The sequence below is a fragment of the Pseudomonas peradeniyensis genome, from assembly GCF_014268935.2.
GTDB classification, from domain to species: Bacteria; Pseudomonadota; Gammaproteobacteria; order Pseudomonadales; family Pseudomonadaceae; genus Aquipseudomonas; species Aquipseudomonas peradeniyensis.
Genome location: NZ_JABWRJ020000001.1, coordinates 1,764,358 through 1,782,222 on the forward strand (window position 1 = coordinate 1,764,358; position 17,865 = coordinate 1,782,222).

19 protein-coding genes, 1 pseudogene and 2 riboswitches are annotated in these 17,865 nt (G+C 66.5%); of the genes and pseudogenes, 10 read left to right on the top strand and 10 right to left on the bottom strand.

The window, feature by feature from the left end; translation table 11 throughout:
- Window positions 1-53 precede the first annotated feature (53 nt).
- Window positions 54-253, bottom strand: a riboswitch (cobalamin riboswitch).
- A gap of 59 nt (window positions 254-312) precedes the next feature.
- Window positions 313-681: riboswitch (cobalamin riboswitch) on the top strand.
- A 100-nt stretch (window positions 682-781) separates the two neighbouring features.
- From HU751_RS07670 to HU751_RS07700, 7 genes are all read left to right on the top strand, one after another.
- A complete protein-coding gene (locus tag HU751_RS07670) occupies window positions 782-967 on the top strand; it encodes a CbtB domain-containing protein (RefSeq protein WP_028690797.1) in 186 nt (61 codons plus the stop codon).
- A gap of 10 nt (window positions 968-977) precedes the next feature.
- A complete protein-coding gene (locus HU751_RS07675) occupies window positions 978-1,670 on the top strand; it encodes a CbtA family protein (protein WP_186734602.1) in 693 nt (230 codons plus the stop codon).
- Window positions 1,670-2,071, top strand: coding sequence for a cobalamin biosynthesis protein (locus HU751_RS07680; RefSeq protein ID WP_186734601.1), 402 nt, complete (start codon window positions 1,670-1,672; stop codon window positions 2,069-2,071). Before HU751_RS07675 ends, HU751_RS07680 begins: the two co-directional genes overlap by 1 nt.
- A 28-nt stretch (window positions 2,072-2,099) precedes the next feature.
- Window positions 2,100-2,852: a precorrin-4 C(11)-methyltransferase gene (gene cobM / locus HU751_RS07685; protein WP_186734600.1), complete on the top strand. Its 753-nt coding sequence runs from the start codon at window positions 2,100-2,102 to the stop codon at window positions 2,850-2,852.
- A gap of 64 nt (window positions 2,853-2,916) precedes the next feature.
- Window positions 2,917-3,159 carry a DUF1272 domain-containing protein gene (locus HU751_RS07690; RefSeq protein WP_186734599.1) on the top strand — a complete coding sequence of 81 codons (243 nt, stop codon included), beginning with the start codon at window positions 2,917-2,919 and terminating at the stop codon, window positions 3,157-3,159.
- Between the two features lie 173 nt (window positions 3,160-3,332).
- Complete coding sequence (locus HU751_RS07695; protein ID WP_028690792.1) at window positions 3,333-3,947, top strand: response regulator transcription factor; 615 nt, start codon at window positions 3,333-3,335, stop codon at window positions 3,945-3,947.
- A 3-nt stretch (window positions 3,948-3,950) separates the two neighbouring features.
- Complete coding sequence (locus HU751_RS07700; protein WP_186734598.1) at window positions 3,951-7,232, top strand: transporter substrate-binding domain-containing protein; 3,282 nt, start codon at window positions 3,951-3,953, stop codon at window positions 7,230-7,232.
- On the opposite strand, the gene HU751_RS27235 is transcribed toward HU751_RS07700, so the two are convergent.
- The 3 genes and pseudogenes from HU751_RS27235 to HU751_RS07710 all read right to left on the bottom strand — a co-directional run bounded on the left by HU751_RS27235 (window position 7,207) and on the right by HU751_RS07710 (window position 9,427).
- Window positions 7,207-7,701 (bottom strand): methyl-accepting chemotaxis protein, encoded by a 495-nt coding sequence (locus HU751_RS27235; RefSeq protein WP_371349979.1) that lies wholly within the window; start codon window positions 7,699-7,701, stop codon window positions 7,207-7,209. The genes HU751_RS07700 and HU751_RS27235 overlap by 26 nt on opposite strands.
- Before the next feature lie 42 nt (window positions 7,702-7,743).
- Window positions 7,744-8,583, bottom strand: a pseudogene (locus tag HU751_RS27240) (PAS domain-containing protein); the annotation flags it as partial.
- Window positions 8,584-8,674: 91 nt separating this feature from the next.
- Window positions 8,675-9,427 carry an SDR family NAD(P)-dependent oxidoreductase gene (locus HU751_RS07710; protein ID WP_186734596.1) on the bottom strand — a complete coding sequence of 251 codons (753 nt, stop codon included), beginning with the start codon at window positions 9,425-9,427 and terminating at the stop codon, window positions 8,675-8,677.
- A 171-nt stretch (window positions 9,428-9,598) separates the two neighbouring features.
- Here HU751_RS07710 and HU751_RS07715 point away from each other — a divergent pair, with 171 nt between their 5' ends.
- Window positions 9,599-10,318 carry an IclR family transcriptional regulator gene (locus HU751_RS07715; protein ID WP_186734595.1) on the top strand — a complete coding sequence of 240 codons (720 nt, stop codon included), beginning with the start codon at window positions 9,599-9,601 and terminating at the stop codon, window positions 10,316-10,318.
- Between the two features lie 120 nt (window positions 10,319-10,438).
- Complete coding sequence (locus HU751_RS07720) at window positions 10,439-10,825, top strand: VOC family protein (RefSeq protein WP_186734594.1); 387 nt, start codon at window positions 10,439-10,441, stop codon at window positions 10,823-10,825.
- Here HU751_RS07720 and HU751_RS07725 read toward each other — a convergent pair whose 3' ends face one another.
- From HU751_RS07725 to HU751_RS07755, 7 genes are read right to left on the bottom strand one after another with little or no spacing between them, the layout of a single operon-like run.
- Complete coding sequence (locus HU751_RS07725; protein ID WP_186734593.1) at window positions 10,826-12,199, bottom strand: sensor histidine kinase; 1,374 nt, start codon at window positions 12,197-12,199, stop codon at window positions 10,826-10,828. It lies immediately after the preceding gene.
- Window positions 12,196-12,858 (bottom strand): response regulator, encoded by a 663-nt coding sequence (locus tag HU751_RS07730; protein ID WP_186734592.1) that lies wholly within the window; start codon window positions 12,856-12,858, stop codon window positions 12,196-12,198. Before HU751_RS07730 ends, HU751_RS07725 begins: the two co-directional genes overlap by 4 nt.
- Window positions 12,859-12,860: 2 nt before the next feature.
- The gene (locus tag HU751_RS07735) at window positions 12,861-13,502 is read right to left on the bottom strand and encodes a tetratricopeptide repeat protein (protein ID WP_186734591.1); all 642 of its coding nucleotides are present in this window, start codon (window positions 13,500-13,502) and stop codon (window positions 12,861-12,863) included.
- On the bottom strand, window positions 13,499-14,305 hold the full coding sequence (locus HU751_RS07740; RefSeq protein ID WP_186734590.1) for an SDR family oxidoreductase: 807 nt from the start codon (window positions 14,303-14,305) through the stop codon (window positions 13,499-13,501). The genes HU751_RS07735 and HU751_RS07740 overlap by 4 nt, the downstream gene beginning before the upstream one ends.
- Entirely contained in the window at window positions 14,292-14,972 is a 681-nt protein-coding gene (locus HU751_RS07745) for an iron-containing redox enzyme family protein (protein ID WP_186734589.1), read from the bottom strand. Before HU751_RS07745 ends, HU751_RS07740 begins: the two co-directional genes overlap by 14 nt.
- A gap of 8 nt (window positions 14,973-14,980) precedes the next feature.
- A complete protein-coding gene (locus tag HU751_RS07750) occupies window positions 14,981-16,447 on the bottom strand; it encodes an AMP-binding protein (protein WP_186734588.1) in 1,467 nt (488 codons plus the stop codon).
- The gene (locus tag HU751_RS07755) at window positions 16,437-17,114 is read right to left on the bottom strand and encodes a thermostable hemolysin (protein ID WP_186734587.1); all 678 of its coding nucleotides are present in this window, start codon (window positions 17,112-17,114) and stop codon (window positions 16,437-16,439) included. Before HU751_RS07755 ends, HU751_RS07750 begins: the two co-directional genes overlap by 11 nt.
- Window positions 17,115-17,261: 147 nt before the next feature.
- Between HU751_RS07755 and HU751_RS07760 the strand changes: the two genes are divergently transcribed.
- On the top strand, window positions 17,262-17,831 hold the full coding sequence (locus HU751_RS07760) for a hypothetical protein (RefSeq protein WP_186734586.1): 570 nt from the start codon (window positions 17,262-17,264) through the stop codon (window positions 17,829-17,831).
- Window positions 17,832-17,865 lie beyond the last annotated feature (34 nt).

Genomic DNA, 17,865 nt, shown 5'->3' on the forward strand with positions numbered 1-17,865 from the left:
CACGGCCATGCCGGCCTGGCGCGTTCGCCACCGGATCACCCCGCCCGGTTGAAAGTCGAAAACGTCACGAGGCAGGTCTCCTGGCTTGCACCGCTGCGGCACGCTGGCCGGCGGGTCGGCGCCTTCCCGCGCGCCTGCGCAGTGGCTGTGCCGAACCCTTCAGTGCTTACAGTTGCGGGGGCAGCCGCGGCTTGTACCGCGTTCCCGTCTTAGCTCGGGCCAACGCCCGAGAACCTCGAACCGGCAAGGCTACGCAGTGCCTGCCTGGCGGTCAACCGCTGCGGCGATTGACGCGGGCCCGGCCCCGTGATTTGCTAGTGCATTGCGTTCAGGTGCCCCCGACGGGGGTGAAACGGGAAACCGGTGCGTCGTGCCTCCATTCAAAGGAGCCGACAAGGCCGGTGCTGCCCCCGCAACGGTAAGCGAGAGAAGCGTCCAGACCACTGTGCCAGCCTCAAGGCATGGGAAGGTGACGCCATCGTAGGGTTTGTACGAAAAGTCGCCGAGCGGCGATCAGGCAAGGCGAAAACAGGCGAGGAAGCGGAGTTTGCTGGTTGCAAATGAGCATTCCGAGCCTGTTTTCAACGCAGCATGATCGTCGCGCAGGCACTTTTCGTACAAAGCCTAGGAGTCCTGCTCCACCTCGCCAGCCCGGAGACCGGCCTAACGTGCTCACAGTACACCCCGCGGTGGGCGGGCGTCGTCGTATCACCTGGGCCAGCCGTGCCCGGGGTCGTCGCGCATGCCCGTTGCCACAACAAAAGCAGCAGAGGAACGCGTCATGCCCATCACCAGCGCCAAACACAGTATCGCCACCCCCGTCAGCCTCAGCCAGCGCCTGATCGTCGCGGTCGGCGCCAGCCTGCTGGGCCTGTGCCTGGTGTACTTCGCCGGTTTCTCGCATATCGAGGCGGTGCACAATGCCGCTCACGACACCCGCCACAGCGCCGCCTTCCCTTGCCACTGAGTAAATCCGCATGATTACGCGCATCGCCCGTACTGCGGGTTTCAGCGGCCTGCTCGCGGCCCTGTTGCTGACCCTGCTGCAAAGTTTCTGGGTCGCCCCACTGATTCTCCAGGCGGAAACCTACGAATCCGCCGCCCCGGCCGCCGAACACCATGAGCACGGCGACGCCGCCTCCCACGAACATGAACACAGCGCCGAGGCCTGGGCGCCGGAAGATGGCTGGCAGCGCGTGCTGTCCACCACCGGCGGCAACCTGGTGGTCGCCGTCGGTTTCGCCCTGATCCTGGTCGCCCTCTACAGCCTGCGCGAACCGAACCGCGTAGCCACCGGCGCGCTGTGGGGCCTGGCCGGTTTCGCCGTGTTCTGCCTGGCGCCGACCCTGGGCCTGCCACCTGAGCTGCCCGGCACCGCCGCCGCCGACCTTGGCCAGCGCCAGACCTGGTGGATCGGCACCGCTGCCGCCACCGCCGCCGGCCTGGCATTGCTGGTGTTCGCCCGACACTGGCTGTTCAAGGCACTGGGCGTCGCCCTGCTGGTAATCCCGCACCTGATCGGCGCGCCACAGCCTGCGGTGCATGAAAGCCTGGCGCCGGAAGCCCTCGAGACTCAGTTCAAGATCGCTTCGTGGCTGACCAACGCCGCGTTCTGGCTGGCCCTGGGCCTGCTCAGCGCCTGGCTGTACCGTCGCTCCAGCCAGGCCTGATGCACGACCTGCCTGCCCAGCCGGCGTTGTACGCCGGCTTTGGCTGCCGCCGTGGCTGCCCGGTCGAGACGCTGGCGGTGCTGCTGCGCCAGACGCTCAACCGCCACGCCCTGCCCCTCTCGGCCCTGCGCGGCATTGCCAGCATCGAGCCCAAGGCCCGCGAGCCCGGCCTGCTGGCACTGGCCGAACGCCTCGGGCTGCCGTACATCTGTTTCGATGCCGCGCATTTACTGGTCTTCGAACCACAGCTCAGCCAGCGTTCGCCCACGGCCTACGCGCAGACCGGCTGCTGGGGTGTCGCCGAGAGCGCCGCCCTGGCCCTGGCCGGCGACAACGGCCGCCTGCACGTGCCAAGACAGGTCCTCGGCAGCGCTACCCTGGCCCTGGCCATCGGCGGATAATCCGCCACTCTCTCTACAAGGAATACCCATGACGGTCTATTTCATCGGCGCCGGCCCCGGCGATCCCGAGCTGATCACGGTCAAGGGCCAGCGCCTGATCCGCCAGTGCCCGGTGATCATCTACGCAGGCTCCCTGGTCCCCGCCGCTGTACTGGAAGGTCACCAGGCGCACACCGTGATCAACAGCGCCGAACTCCACCTGGAACAGATCGTCGAGGTGATGCGCCAGGCCCACGCCAAAGGCGAGGATGTGGCCCGGGTGCACAGCGGCGACCCCAGCCTGTACGGCGCCATCGGCGAACAGATCCGCCACTTGCGCGAACTGGACATCGACTACCAGATCGTCCCCGGCGTCACCGCCACCGCCGCCAGTGCCGCGCTGCTCGGTTGCGAGCTGACCTTGCCCGATGTGGCACAGACCGTGATTCTCACCCGCTTCGGCGACAGTTCGCCGATGCCGGCCGGTGAGCAACTGGCCGACCTCGCCCGCCACGGCAGTACCCTGGCCATCCACCTGGGCGTGCGCCATCTGGCCCGCATCGTCGAGGAGCTGCTGCCACACTATGGCGTCGACTGCCCGATCGCGGTGGTCCATCGTGCCACCTGGCCGGACCAGGACTGGGTCAAGGGCACCCTGGCGGATATCGGCAAGCGCGTGGCCGCCAAAGGCTTCCGGCGCACGGCGCTGATCCTGGTCGGCCATGTGCTGGGGGACGCGCCGTTCGCCGACTCGGCCCTGTACCGTGCCGGTCATGCCCACCTCTATCGCCCAGGCTCCTGAAACGATTGCCGACCGGGGCGCGGCGTAGCACACTGGTTTTTCCAACTGGACGGAAACCAAGCCCATGCTCGAACTGCGCCCCAACTGCGAATGCTGCGACACCAACCTGCCCGCCGAAAGTCCGGATGCGCTGATCTGTTCATTCGAATGCACCTTCTGCCGCGCCTGCAACGACCGGCACTTCCACAACCGCTGCCCGAACTGCGGCGGCCAGCTGGTGGCCCGTCCCACCCGCGTCGGCAAGGTGCTGGACAACAATCCCGCCTCGACACAGCGTGTGCACAAGCCGCACGCCCTCTGCACCTGAACCTCGCTTGTAGGACTTTTCTACAGGTTGGTGTGGGTATTTCAACACACCTATACTCGCCTATTACCAAGGCTCCTGAATATCCGTAAGGTGCGCGCTGCCCAGCAAGTCCGCGGCCCAGCGCCTGCAATGCAAGGCTGGAAGCGGGCTGCACTTTGACAGGAGTTACCTGAATGACATCCGTGCTGTTGGTTGATGACCACCACATTGTTCGACTCGCCGTACGCATGCTGCTCGAACGCGAACGCTTCACCGTCGTGGGGGAAACCGGTAAAGGCAAGGAAGCTGCCCGCCTGGCCGAGCAGACCAAGGCGGACGTGGTCATCCTCGATATCGGCCTTCCAGACCTCGACGGCATGGAGGTGATCAAGCGCCTCAAGCTGATCGACCCGCCGCCGCGGATCATGGCCCTCACCGGCCAGCCCGCCGACCTTTATGTGCGCCGCTGCATGGACGCCGGCATCTCGGCTTTCGTCAACAAGGACGAAGATCTCGACGCCCTGGTCTTCGCCCTCAAGGCTCTGGTCAAGGGTTACTCGACCTTCCCGCAGATGGCAGTCAACAGCAATACCCTGGAAAGCGAGACCGAGCGCCTGGCACTGCTGTCCAACCGGGAGATGGAGGTGCTGCGCCGGCTCAGCGCCGGCCAGAGCAACAAGTTGATCGGCGAGCAGATGAACCTCAGCGCCAAGACCATCAGCACCTACCGCGGCCGGATCATGGAGAAACTCAAGGTCGAGTCGCTGGTGGAAATGGTCGACCTGGCCAAACGCAACAACGTGGCCTGAGCCATGCACAAGGGGACATCGCTTTGCCTGCTGCTGGTCGCAATGCTGTCGCTGCCCGCCAACGCCGAAGTGCACAGCGAGCCCCGCCACCTGCTGGCCCGCGCCCTGAGCGCGGCGCCACCGCTGGCGGTGGCCGCTTCCGACCGACAATGGCTCAATGAGCGCGGGCGCCTGGTACTGGGCAGCTCGCACCCGGATTACCCGCCCTTCGACATCAACATCAGCCAGGCCGACTACGAGGGCCTGAGCGCCGACTACGCCGGCCTGATCGCCGAACAACTGGGTGTGCCGATCGAGGTGCGTCGTTTTACCAGCCGCGCCCAGGCCCTCGACGCGCTGCGTGCGGGCGAAATCGACCTGCTGGGCAGCTCCAATGCCTTCGAAGCCAGTGATGCCGAACTGGTCCTGAGCGCGCCCTATGCCGACGACCTGCCAGTGATCGTGTCGCGACAGAACCAGAGCCTGCCCGAGGGTGATGACCTGCAAGGCCTGCGCCTGGCCATGGTCGACCACTACCTGCCCATCCACACGGTGCAGCAGTTCTATCCACGCGCGCAGTTGAAACTTTTCCGTTCCACCCTCGCCGGTGTCGCCGCAGTAGCGCTGGGGCAGGCCGATGTCTACCTGGGCGATGCGATCAGCGCCGACTACGCGATCGCCAAGGGTTTCCAGGAACAGGTCAAGGTCGATCACTTCGTCAAGGCGCCACCCAGCACGTTCGCCTTTGCCCTGGCCCGCGGCAACCAACGCCTGCTGCAACTGGTCAATCTCGCCCTGGGACGCATCGCCGACAGTGAGCGACTGAACATCCTGCGACGCTGGACGGGTGGCAGCACCAGCGTCCTGCTCGACCGCCGTCTTGACGCACTGACGTCCGAGGAGCGTGACTGGATCGCCGGGCACCGGCAGATCAAGGTAATGATCAACACTTCCCTCGCGCCGTTGAGTTTCACCGACGCCCAACAGCAGCCACGGGGCATCGCCCTGGATCTACTGGAGCGCATCGGTTTGCGCACCGGCCTGCGTTTCCAGGTCGTCGAGTCGGAATCGTTCGAGGACATGGTCGAGCAGGTTGCCCAGGGCAAGGCCGACATGATCGGTGCCATCGGTTTCGGCGTGCTCCGTGCCCAGCGCCTGCGCTACAGCCGCCCCTACATGATCAGCCCGCGGGTCCTGGTCACCCGCCAGGACGCGCCAGCGCTGGACGCCGTGCAACCTCTGCAAGGCCAACGCGTGGCCTTGCTGCGCGGCTCGCCCTCGCTCGAAGGGCTTGAACGCCAGTATCCCGACCTGCGCACCGTCGAACTGGAAAACCCCCTGCAACTGATGGAGGCCGTGGCAAACGGCGACGCCGATGTCGCCCTGAGCTCGCAGATCAATGCTACCTACTTCATCAACCAGGTGTTCAACGGCCGGCTCAAGATCGCCGGGCTGCAGGGCAACGAGCCTGCGCTGGCGACCTTCGCGGTAAGCCCGGCGGAACATCAGTTGCAGGCAATCCTCGACAAGGCGTTGCTGAGCATCCCACCCGACGAGTTGGAGCAACTGGTCAATCGCTGGCGTACCAACACCGTGGTCAGCGACAGTCCCTGGCGCAACTACCGCGCCCTGGCCCTGCAGGTCCTGGTGCTGGCCGCCCTCCTACTGACTGGCGTGGTGTTCTGGAACACCTACCTGCGCAAGTTGATTCACCAGCGCAGCGAGGCCCAGCGTGCCCTGCAGGCGCAACTGGCACTCAGTCGCGGCCTGCTCGAACAGTTGCGCCAGGCCAAGGACGATGCCGAACAGGCCAGCCGGGCGAAGAGCACCTTCCTGGCGGTCATGAGCCATGAGATCCGTACGCCGATGAACGCCGTCATCGGCCTGCTGGAAATGGCCCTGGAGGACAGCCGGCACGGTCATAGCGACCGCCAGGCCCTGGAGGCGGCCCACGACTCGGCGATCGGCCTGCTCGAGCTGATCGGCGATGTACTGGACATCTCACGCATCGAGTCCGGCCACATGACCCTGCAACCGGTGGCCATCGACCTGGTCGAGCTGATCCGCTCCACCCTGCGGATCTTCGAGGGCAGCGCCCGCCTCAAGGGGCTTGCCCTGCGTGCGGTGCTGCCTGCCGCCCCGGCCTGGGTGCTGGCCGACCCGCTACGCCTCAAGCAGGTGCTGTCGAACCTGCTGAGCAATGCCATCAAGTTCACCGACCACGGTCAGGTCGACGTGTCGTTGCTGATGACTTCGCTCGATGCCGGCCTGCAGCAGGCCAGCTTGCAGATCAAGGACAGCGGCGTAGGCATCGGTGCCAGCGACCAGGCGCGCCTGTTCACCACCTTTTCCCAGGTCGATGGTCGACAGGCGCGCCAGGGTGCCGGCCTGGGGCTGGTGATCAGCCGCGAGCTGTGCGAACTCATGGGGGGCGAGCTGACCCTGCACAGCATCGAGGGCCTGGGCACCCAGGTCGATGTCCGCCTCACCCTGCCCGGCGCCGAGCCCAACACCGACGCGAAGCCCGTCAACGCGGTGGTCGAAGCCATCAGCGGGCCGCTGCAGGTTCTGGTGGTGGACGACTACCCGGCCAACCTGTTGCTGCTGGACAAGCAGTTGCGCTCGCTGGGCCACCAGGTGAGTCTCGCCGACCAGGGCAAGGCGGCGCTGGCACTCTGGCAGGCGGATCACTTTGACGTGGTGATCACCGACTGCAGCATGCCGGTCATGGATGGCCATGAGCTGGCCCGCGCCATTCGGGCGCAGGAGCGCGAGACTGGCGCATCGGCCTGTCGCATCATCGGCGTAACCGCCAACGCCCAGGCCGAAGAGCGTCAACGCTGCCTGGACAACGGCATGGATGACTGCCTGTTCAAGCCGATCGGCCTGCAGGCGCTCAGGGCCTGCCTGCCACTGGCTGGCGCGCCGCAGCCTGACCAGGCAGGGGAAGCGCCGCGCTCCAGCGGCTTCGACCTGGCCGAGCTGCGTCACCTCACCCAGGACGACAACCAGCTGATCAGGCGCCTGCTGGAGCAACTGGCACGAAGCAGCGCCGAAGACCTGCAAGCACTGCAGGCGCTCGGCGCCAATCCGTTACCCGAGGCCCTGGTGCCGGTGGTCCACCGGGTCAAGGGGGGCGCCAAGATGCTCAAGGTCAGGGGCGTGAAGCAGGACTGCGAGGCCCTGGAGCAGGCCATCGCCCAAGGCGAGCCAGTGGACCGGCTGCTCGCCCGGCTCCAGGCCAGCCTGCACGGCCTGGAGCTGGAACTGCGCCAGAGCCTCAGTGCAATTGAAGGGTCGAACTGATCTGGCTGATGGCGTCCACCACGTGCCGCGACCCCTGCTGGATCTCCATGATCACCGTGCCGGCCTCGTTGGCCAGCTCCACACCAAGCCCCGTACGGGTCAGGCTTGACTGCATGCTGGCCACCGCGGTCAGTGACAGGTCATGATTCTGTCGCACTACCTCGACAATCTCCAGGGTCGCCTTGCTGGTGCGCGCCGCCAGGTTGCGCACCTCGTCGGCGACCACGGCGAAGCCCCGGCCATGCTCGCCGGCGCGGGCCGCCTCGATGGCAGCGTTGAGCGCCAGCAGGTTGGTCTGGTCGGCGATGCCGCGGATGGTCAGGACAATCTGCCCGATCACCTCGGACTGCTTGCTCACCGCGTCGATGGTGCGGGCAGCGTCGTTCAGCTCGGATGAAATCTGCTCGATCACCTCGACCGCCTGCTGCACCACCTGGGTGCCCTTGCGCGCGCAGGCGTCGGTCTGCATCGAACTGGCGTGGGCGGCGTCGGCGGCGGTCTGCTGGGTGCTGATCTGACGGGTGATGTCGCTGGCGAACTTCACCACCTTGTACAACCGGCCCTTGTTGTCGAAGATCGGGTTGTAGGACGCCTCCAGATACACGGTCTGGCCTTGCTTGTTGACGCGTTCGAAGCGGTGCGAATGGTACTCGCCGCGGTTGAGCGAGGCCCAGAAGTCACGGTACTCGGCCGACTCGCGCTCATGGGGCAGGCAGAACAGCCCATGGTGGCGCCCGACCACTTCCTCCAGGCGATAGCCCATGGTGTCGAGGAAGTTCTGGTTGGCCTTGATCACCCGCCCGGCCGGGGTGAACTCGATCACCGCCATGGAGCGGCCGATGGCCTTGAGCAGGCTTTCGCTCTCATGCTCCTCAATCACGTGCCGGGTGATGTCGGAGGCCACCTTGATCACGCTGGTGACCTGCTGGCGCTCGTCGATCACCGGCATGTAGCTGGCCTCCAGCCACACCTCGCGACCGGCCTTGTCCAGGCGCTCGAAGGTGCCGCTGATGGCCTTGCCCTCACCCAGCTCGCGCCAGAGCTGCTGGTACTCGGCGCTCTTGGCGTAGGTCGGGTCGCAGAAGATCCGGTGGTGCTTGCCGCAGATCTCGCCGGCGCTGTAGCCCATGGTCTTGCAGAAATGCTCGTTCGCCTCGAGGATCGTGCCATCCGGCGCGAACTCGATCATCGCCATGGAACGGCTGATCGCGGCCAGCTTCGCCTCCATGCCCGCCAGGGCCTGCCGGGCGCGCTGAATTTCGACCAGATCGGACTTGCGATGGTATTCGAACATGGGCCGGGGCTCCTGTATCCACGGGATGCCCTGAGCATAGATCGGCCCAAGCGCCATGCAAGCGATCTGATATCACTTTTGGATTAGGCATTTGTACCGTCTGTCTGCCCGTGGCCTCGACTCCCGCCCGTCCAGGCCCGGGCTGTCGTCAGAACTGCACGCCGCGGGTCAGGCCGCCATCGACCAGCAGGTTGGTGCCACTGATGAAGCTTGCCGCCGGACTGGCCAGGAACACCGCGGCCCGGGCGACCTCGTCCGGCCGCGCCATGCGTCCGAGCGGGTTGGCCGCCAGGCTGCGGGCAAACGCCTCGGGCTGCTCGCGCTCTATCCGCCCCCAGACGCCATCGGCGAAATACACGTTGCCGGGCGATACGCAGTTGACCCGGATACCCTCGCCGGCATGGCGCGCCGATAGTGTCTTGCCGTAATGATTCAGCGCGGCCTTGAGCACCCCGTACGGCTCGTCGAAGCTGCTCAGTTCACGTCCGGACACGCTGGAGATCAAGACCACCGCCGCCTGCGCCGAGGCCTTGAGCCAGGGAAGCGCCGCCGTCACCATGCCGACCGTGCCCAACAGGTCGGTTTCGAAGGCCTGGCGCCATATCCTGGCCTCGCTGCCGTGGGCCAGGGCACTGACGTTGGGCACGACGATATCGATGCCGCCCATGCGCTCGGCGGCAGCGGCGATCCAACCGTCGACCTGCGCGGCATCGGTGATGTCCACCGCCCTGCCGCAGGCCTGGTCGCCAAGCTCGGCCTCGGCCTGGCGCACCCCGGTCTCGTCCCGTGCGCAGAACGCCACCTGGGCGCCTTCGGCGAGAAAGCACTCGACGATGGCCCGACCGATACCCCGTGTGCCGCCGCTGACCACGACCCTGGCACCTTGCAGTTGCAGATCCATGTACTGATTCCTCTGGCTGGTTGAAGTGCCGGCGAGTGTAGGCACAGCCCCCCGTCAACAGTGGGAACGGGCGCATAAAAGCCTCAAGGTTCGACATTGCCGAACTCGAGCGCCTGCGCCACCTTGCGATTGCAGGCACAATGGGCAGCCATCGAATACCGGGATCGCTTTATGTCCGCCAACAGTCGCCAGATCCAGTCCCTGGAGCGGGCCATGCACCTGCTCGAACTCATCCGCGCCGAAGGCGGTCGGGCGCGCCTGAACGACCTCGCCGAACGCAGTGGCCTGGGCAAGAGCACGATCCATGGGCTGCTGGATACCTTGATGTCGCTGGGCTACGTCACCCGCGAGCAGCGTCACTACGCCCTCGGTCTGCGCCTGCGCCAGCTGGCACAGCCACTGAGCGAGACCGAGCAGCGCCTGCGCCAGGCCTTCACCCCGGCGCTGCGCGCCTTTGCCGACCTGTGTGGGGAGCACTGCTTCCTGGCGGTGCCCGGCGGCACACGTGCCTACCTCACGCTGGCGGCACTGGATGGCCGGGGCCAGGCTTTGCAACTGCCCGCGGACACCCGTCGCGACGGCCTGACCACATCAGCGATCGGCAAGGTACTGCTGGCCCATGACCCTCAGCTGGCCAGGCAACTGCTGCGTACCCAACCGGTCCCGCAAACGCTCGAGCAGGAGCTGCGCCAGGTCGCCAGCCAGGGGTTTGCCCTCGACCTGGCCGCCTCGCGTGAAGACCTGCACTGCTTCGCCCTGCCCCTGCGCCTGCGCGGCCAGGTGGTCGCCGCACTCGGTGCCGGCGGGCCGGCGCAACGCCTGCAGGCGCCGGTAATGCGACGCATGGCGACCCGGGCGATGCGCTCGCTGTTCGACCTGGTGAAGTGCTGACGCACGACAAGGCGCAGCGACCTTCATTCAAAGTCTGCGCGCCAATCCACCCGGCGCAGACGGCCCTTCTATAATCTCCAGGTACCCGCAGCACGATGCTGCCCCTCCAGAGGGATACACATGAAGATCGTGGTCACCAGCATCCTCGTCGACGATCAGGCCAGGGCCCATGCCTTCTACCACCATGTCCTGGGCTTTGAACCCAAGCACGACATCCCCATGGGCAAGCACCGCTGGCTCACCCTCACCTCCCCCAACGATCCCAACGGCGTCGAGCTGCTGCTCGAACCCGACGCCCATCCCGCAGCCAAGACCTACAAGGCCGCGCTCAAACAGGACGGCATTCCCGCCACCTCGTTCGGCGTGCGTGATATCCAGGCCGAGTATGAACGGCTGTGCAAGGCCGGCGTGCAGTTCACCCAGCCGCCCACGGCCATGGGCGCTGTTACCGTGGCCGTGTTCGACGATACCTGCGGCAACCTGATCCAGATCGCCCAGCGGCATTGATCACCCCTGCACCACCGGCAAACGCAGCGTCGCACACAGGCCCCGCGGCGAACCGTTGCGCAACTGCACGCTACCGTCCAGGCGCTGGACGATGGTGCGCACGATCGACAACCCCAGGCCGGCACCATTGGGCGCATCCTTGCTGTAGAAACGTTCGAACACGCGCTCAAGGTCCGCCGCCTCGATACCCGGTCCTTCGTCCTCGATCGCCAGGACCAGCGCCTGGTCCTCGCGACGCAACGTGACATGTACCCGTCCGCCCGACGGCGAATGGTCCACCGCATTGGTCACCAGGTTCTGCAAGGCAATGCCCAACGCGCCGGCATCGCTGTACAGCCGATAATCGGCCCCCTCGGCAATGTCCAATGAAGGCTCCTGGCCGCGCTCGAGCATCCAGGGTGTCAGCTGCGCCAAGGTCTCGACGACCAGCGCGGCCAGGTCGACCGCGGCCCAGTCGCGCTGCGCCAGGCGGGGTTCGAGCCGCGCCAGGGTCAGTAGCTGGTTGACCACCCGGGTCAGGCGATCGACTCCACCGATCAGGAATCCCAGGGCCTTGTCGCGCTCGGCTGCGCTGGTGGCGGCCTGGGCGTTCTGCGCGTGCAGGCGCAGGATCGCCAGCGGCGTACGCATTTCGTGGGCGGCGTCGGCAATGAACCGGTGCTCGCGGCGCAGCAGTTCATCGATCTGCGCCAATAGCCGGTTGATTGCCGCCTGCATGGGCTCCAGCTCCTTGGGCAACGGCACCAGTTGCAGGGGCTCCAGGGACTCGGCATGTCGCCCGCGGATCACCCGGGCCATGTTCTGCAGTGGCTGCAGGCCCCAGCCGATCGCGGCCCAGACCAGCAGGGCCAGGGCAAGGCTGCCGAGCAGGAACGGCATCAGGGTATGGCGCACGATACGGTCGATGAGGTCATAGCGCACATCGTTACGCTCCCCCACCCAGATCAGCCAGCGCTTCTCCGGCACCGGCAGCACGAAGCCGCGCCAGCGCTGCCCCTGTACCTGCATGTCGGCGAACCCCGGCGTGCTCGGTGGCGTGGTGAACGCAGGCGCACTGGGCGTGCGCACCAGCAGGTTGCCGCGATCGTCCCACACCTGGAAGGCCAGTTTGCTCTCATACGGGTGGCCGACCCGATGGCGCCCCGCCTTGCTCAAGGCTTCATCGAATGCCTGGTACAGCGCCTGGCGGTTCTGCTCCTGCACCGGCAGGCTCATAACCCCTTGCAGCAGGCGTGCGTTCTGCGCCAGGTGGGCGTCGTAGACTTCGGTGATCTCGTGACGGCTGTCATGATAGTTGTACAGCGCCAGCAGGCCGCTGCCGACCAGCAGCAACAGCATGACCCGCCACAGGGTTCGCTGGCGCAGCGAACTCATGCACGCCCCTCCACCAGGTAGCCGATGCCACGCACGGTGCGGATCAGGCCATTGAACAGCTTCTTGCGCAACTGGTAGATGTTGACCTCCAGGGTATTGCTCTCGGGTTCTTCATCCCAGCCATAGAGCAACCGGGTCAGGCGCTCGCGGGTGAAGACCTTGCCCGGTTGCGCGAGCAGTTCGTGCAGCAGCAGGTATTCCTTGGGCGTGAGCACCACCGGCTGGCCCTTGTAGCGCACCTGCTGAGTGGCCGGGTCGAGGCTGACCCCGGCATGTTCGATCAGCACCCTGGCGCGGCCGGCGCTGCGCCGCAGCAAGGCGCGCAGTCGGGCCTTGAGTTCGTTGAGATCGAAGGGTTTCACCAGGTAGTCGTCGGCGCCGGCGTCGAGCCCTGCGATGCGGTCCTCGAGCGCGTCGCGGGCCGTGAGGATCAGCACCGGCAGGGTGTTTTCCGTTGCGCGCAGGCGTCGCAGCAGTTCGAGCCCGTCCAGCTGCGGCAGTCCCAGGTCCAGGACCAGCAGGTCAAAGGTCTCGACACCCAGGGCGTGCAGCGCGCTCTGGCCATCCTGCAACCAGTCGAGGGTATAGCCCTCCAGGCGCAAGCCATCGCAGATCCCCTCGCCCAGGGCGGGGTCGTCTTCAACCAGCAGCAGGCGCATGCTCAGTCCTGTTTGTCCTTGATGGCCTTGAGTAAAGCATCGATTTCCCCGCGCCGACCCTGGTCGGCCAGTTCGCGCCCCGGGCGTGGCGCGGCGCGCAGCGCCTTGCCCAGGGCGGCGCTGGCCTCGGCGTAGCGGTTCTGCCGGTACAGGTGGTCGGCCCAGAAGTAGTTGCTGTCGATACCGTCGGGGTTGATTGCCAATGCCTGGCGCAGCATGGCCTCGGCCTTGTCCTTGTCGCCGAACCCCAAAGGCCAGCCCGGTACCCGGTCGTACAACGCGCCAAGGCTGGTGTAGGCCGAGCCTTGCAGGGCCTTGGGGTCCATCGCCAAGGCCTTCTCCAGGCTGGCGCGGGCGGCCTTGACCTTGCCCAGCGCGCCGAGCCCACCCGTGGCACCGGCCCAGCTGCTGTCGACGATACCTTCCCAGATCAGCGGCTCCGCCGAGCCCGGGTACTGACGAACGAAAGCCGCCGCGTCCGCTGCCAGGGCCTCGAAGGCTTTGCTGCGCTGCGCCTCGGGCAGTTGGTACTGGATCTGCGCCCAGCGCTGCTGCACCTCGTTCAGACGCTGGCTGCCGGCCTGGTCCAGAGCCCAGACAACGGGCGAGAAGGCCAGCACACTGGCCAGTAACAGACGTTTCATTTGCCTGACTCCTTGCCCGAGTGGGCGCTGTAGCGACGAATCAGCGGCAGTTGTTTGCGCAGGGCACGATCGACCAGCCCGGGCAGCATGCCGTTCAAACGCACGAAGAGTTTTTCCGGCCAGCCCAGGTACAACTCGCTGCGGTCGGCCTGGACCGCGGCAAGCACGGCCCGGGCCACATCCCCCGGCTGATCCACGCCGACCTTCAACGCCTGGTTGAGCGCCGTCGCGGCACTGCTGTTCATCGCCGTGCGGGTTGCCCGTGGCGCGGCGTACAGCACGTTCACCGAGGTGTCGGCCAATTCGCGGCGCAGGGCCTCGGAGAAGCCGCGCAGGGCGAACTTGCTGGCACAGTAGGCGGCATAGCCGGGGTAGCCGATCGAGCCGTAGGTGGAGCCGACGTTGACCACCAGCGCCCGAGGCTGCAGGCGCAGCAACGGCAGGCAACCACGGGTGAGCTGCACCGCGGCCTTGAGGTTGATGTCCAGCAGTTCGTCGAGGGCGGTCTCGTCGAGCTGGTCAAGCAAGGCGAAGCGATTGATCCCGGCGGCATTGATCAGCACATTGACCCCGTCCATGGCCCGGGCGGCGCTCAGCACCGCCTGGCGACCCTCGGCGCTGCGCAGGTCGGCCGCCTGCCAGCGCAACTGTTGCGGGTAGCGGTTCATCAGCTGCGCCAGCCTGCCCATGTGCCGGCTCACCGCCAGCACCCGCGCGCCGGCGGCGCACAACTGTTCGGCCAGCTCCAGGCCGATGCCGCCACTTGCACCGGTCAGCACCACCACGCATTCAGGCAAGCGCATGGCGCACCTCGGCCTGGCCGGCCCGTGGCAAGCCCTGGAACATTTCGGTGTACAGTCGGTACACCACCTTGGCCGCGTGGATCACCGCCTGCTGGTCGTCGCGGTCCTCCAGGCGGTCCATGAGGCCGCGATAGGTCAGCATGTGGTCCTGGTCGAGGGCGCCATGGGAGCTGAGGTAGCTGAACGCTTTGTCCGGCAGCCCCAGGCTACCCTGGATCCTGCCAGCGGCCTGGGTGGCCAGGGCGATGCTGGTGCCTTCGAGCACATTGACCATGCCGAACAGCCCCACCGGGTTGCCCCGGGCAATCAGGTCGTAGAGGAAGGCCACCATCAGTTCGATCGGCTGTGCCGGCCGGCCGTCACGGGCCTTGGCCGGGTCGGCGCCGCAGGCAGCGATGTCGTCGAGGATCCAGCGCTCGTGGCCGTACTCCTCCTCGATGTACTCGCACACCGCGCCGCGCAGCCACTCCAGGCGCGACGGCAACCGCGCGCCGCAGGCCATCATCAGCGGCACGGTATGGCGAACATGGTGGTAAGCCTGGGTCAGGAAAGCCACATAACCCTCCAGACTGACCACCCCACCCAGGGCATCGCGGATCACCGGGACGCTGAACAAGGCTTCACGCTCCCTCGCAGTCTGCGCTTGCAGGTTTTCGAAAAAGGACATGGCGTACCTCACGGATGCTGAAGGTCGGACAACAGCGATTGGTAATGCCGCAGGATCACGTCGCGGCGGGGACGGCCATTGGCGGTCAGGGTGCCCGCCTCGGCGCTGAAAGGTTCGGACAGACGCCGCCAGGCATGAACCCGGGCATAATCAGGCAGGCCTTCATTGCACTGGCGGACCGCCGTCGCGACCTGCCCATCGCTGGCCTGCGGATCCAGGGGCCAGAGCAGGGCCAGGTTGCCCGGCAGGCCCTCGCCGTGCACGAAGGCCTGGCCGATCACTCCGCCCTGGGTCAGTTCGGCTTCGACCCATTCCGGGTTGACGTTGCGGCCGAAGCTGGTGATGAACTGGTTCTTCTTGCGCCCGGCCAGGTGCAGGTAGCCGTCACGGTCCAGCTGGCCGAGGTCGCCGGTCGGCCACCACTGGCCATCGAACGCAGGCTCGCCGAGGTAACCGAGCAGCGCCGTACCCGCCACCAGCACCTCGCCATCCTCGGCGATGCGCACCTGCACATGGGGCAGCGGCCGTCCGACACTGCCCGGGCGCAGCGCCCCGGGCCGGTTCAGGCACACCACCGATGCGCACTCGGACAACCCGTACCCCTCGTACACCGGCAACCCCACCGCCGCGGCGCGCGACAGCAGACTGTCGGCCACCCGGGCGCCACCCACGGCAACAAAGCGCAACGGGCCGACACGCATCGCCCCCCGTTCGATAGCCGTGACCAACCCCAGCAGCAGCTGCGGAACCAGGATCAGGCTCTCGGCACCGCTCAGGGCGATGGCCCCGAGCAGACGGCTGAAATCCACCTGGCTGGCGCCGCCAATGCCCAGCTGTGCCTGTGGGTAGAGCACGACGCTGGCGCCTGCCAGAAGCGCCGCGTACACCCCCAGGTTCTCCAGCAGCACCGCCAGCGGCAACACCGCCAGGTATCTGCCCGGCGCCGCCGCGCGGCTGGCGACCTCCAGTTCTTGGGCCACCCTGACCAGGGCCGTCGCGCCCAGGCACACGCCCTTGGGCGCCCCGGTGCTGCCGGAGGTGTAGGTGATCTTGGCGGTACCGTCCGGCAGGGGCGGCGACGCGACGCTGTCCCGACTCCAGAATCGCGTGCCCCGGATGAATCCGCAGTCGCTCAATTCCGCCGCCAGGCCCACATCGGCCAGCACCCGTGTCACGCCACCTTGCACCAGGCAATGGCGTCGCTGGGCCGCACTGAAAAAGCCCGGGAGCAGCAGGCACGGACGCTCGGCCAACAGTGCCGCCAGATCCCACAGCAGGGCTTGTGGGCCGTTTTCCAGGGCCAGGGCGAAGGTACCGGGCGGTTGTTCGCGCAGCCAGCCAGCCCGCTGCCGAACCTCGCACAACAGTTGCTCATAGGTGAAACTCTCGCCTGCGCCCTGTACCGCTGGCTGGGCACCGCGGTGTCGGGCATGGAGCTGTAGCGTTTCGAAAAAGCGCTGGATGTCATGCGGCATGACCGGCCTCCTGGCGGATCGTCGGCAGGCCCAGCCGCTCGAACACGCCGGCATGGTCCAATGCCGCATGGCCCTGATCGATGCTGCCGACGAACACCTGCGGGTGATGTACGTAGTAACTGCCCCAATCGCCTGAGTCGTCGTCGATTCGCCGGGGGTCGGCCTGGGCAACCACCGTAGGTTCCAGGCCCAACCGGCGAAAACTGTTGAGCAACGTCGCCGCACCGGTGAACGCCACCCAGCGCAGGCCACGGGCGGCCAGCAACCAGGTCACGGCGATGATCATGATCCGCGCATTGCCGGCGCTGAGTGCGGCCAGGTTGCCCACCTCCACCAGTTGCTCGCGGGGCACCGGGTTTCCTGCCACAGCCGCCACGGCGTGCTCCAGCGGCATATCGAGGTAGCGTTCCAGAAACAGCGGCGCAGCGACGGCCAGGCGCAGGCCGGCGGCGGCTATCAGCCGACCATGGCGGTCATGCAGGCCCAGCAGCTGCGGCAGGTAATGATGGACATCGGCATGGTGGACACAGGCGAATCGTGCATGGATGAACTGCTCTATCGCAGCGCGACCGGATGTTTCCGGGTCGTGCAGCGTGAGCTGCGCCTGGTGATGCGCATGGGTGCCAATGGACAAGGGAAACAGGCTGTTCCAGGTCGGCTCGGTCATGACAGGCCCCCGTAGGTTGCAGTACAGGCAGTATCGAGGGCGAATCTGAAGGCAGCCTGAAGTGACCCCTTCGATAGGTGATGGCGGGCCATGCCAGGACTGCTACATTGCTGACTTCCCCCGGCGCAGCCAGAACAAGGACACCCCATGCGCTACGAATTCAGTGAAGTGCTCAACGACCTGATCGACTATTTCCTGCTTGGCGATGTTCAACTGCTCGAACAGTTCAAGGAAGACCACGACCTGCCTGACGACCTGGCCCGCGCCTTCACCAGCGGCGACAGCGGCGACCTGGCGGTGGCGCAAGGGGTGATCCTGCCGCTGGCCGGGATCGACAACCTGCCCTACCACATCCTGTTCACCCTCGACGAGCGCACGCCGGCACTGCTGGAGCCTGGCAGCCGCCTCAAGCATCGTCGTGCGGGGTATGTGCTGCGGGTCGAGAATCGTGCGCTGATGCTGTTCACCTGGCGCGTCCTCCAGCACTTCACCAACAAGGCCCTGGGCGACCTGCTGGCGCGCTACCAGGAGCCGGGGCGGCCGATCATCGAGCTGGACAACGGCTGGTACACGGTGGAGGTGCTGGCGGGCGCCGTGGTGCGCGACGGGCTGTACGAGCCGGCGATCGAGTTCGTGCTCAAAAAGACATATGCCAAGGCGCAGACCTCGGCGGTGGATGTCGGCTATCGATTTACCTTGCGCGGCTACTTCGACTGACAGACAAGCCCGCTCCCTCGAAGGCAAGGAGCGG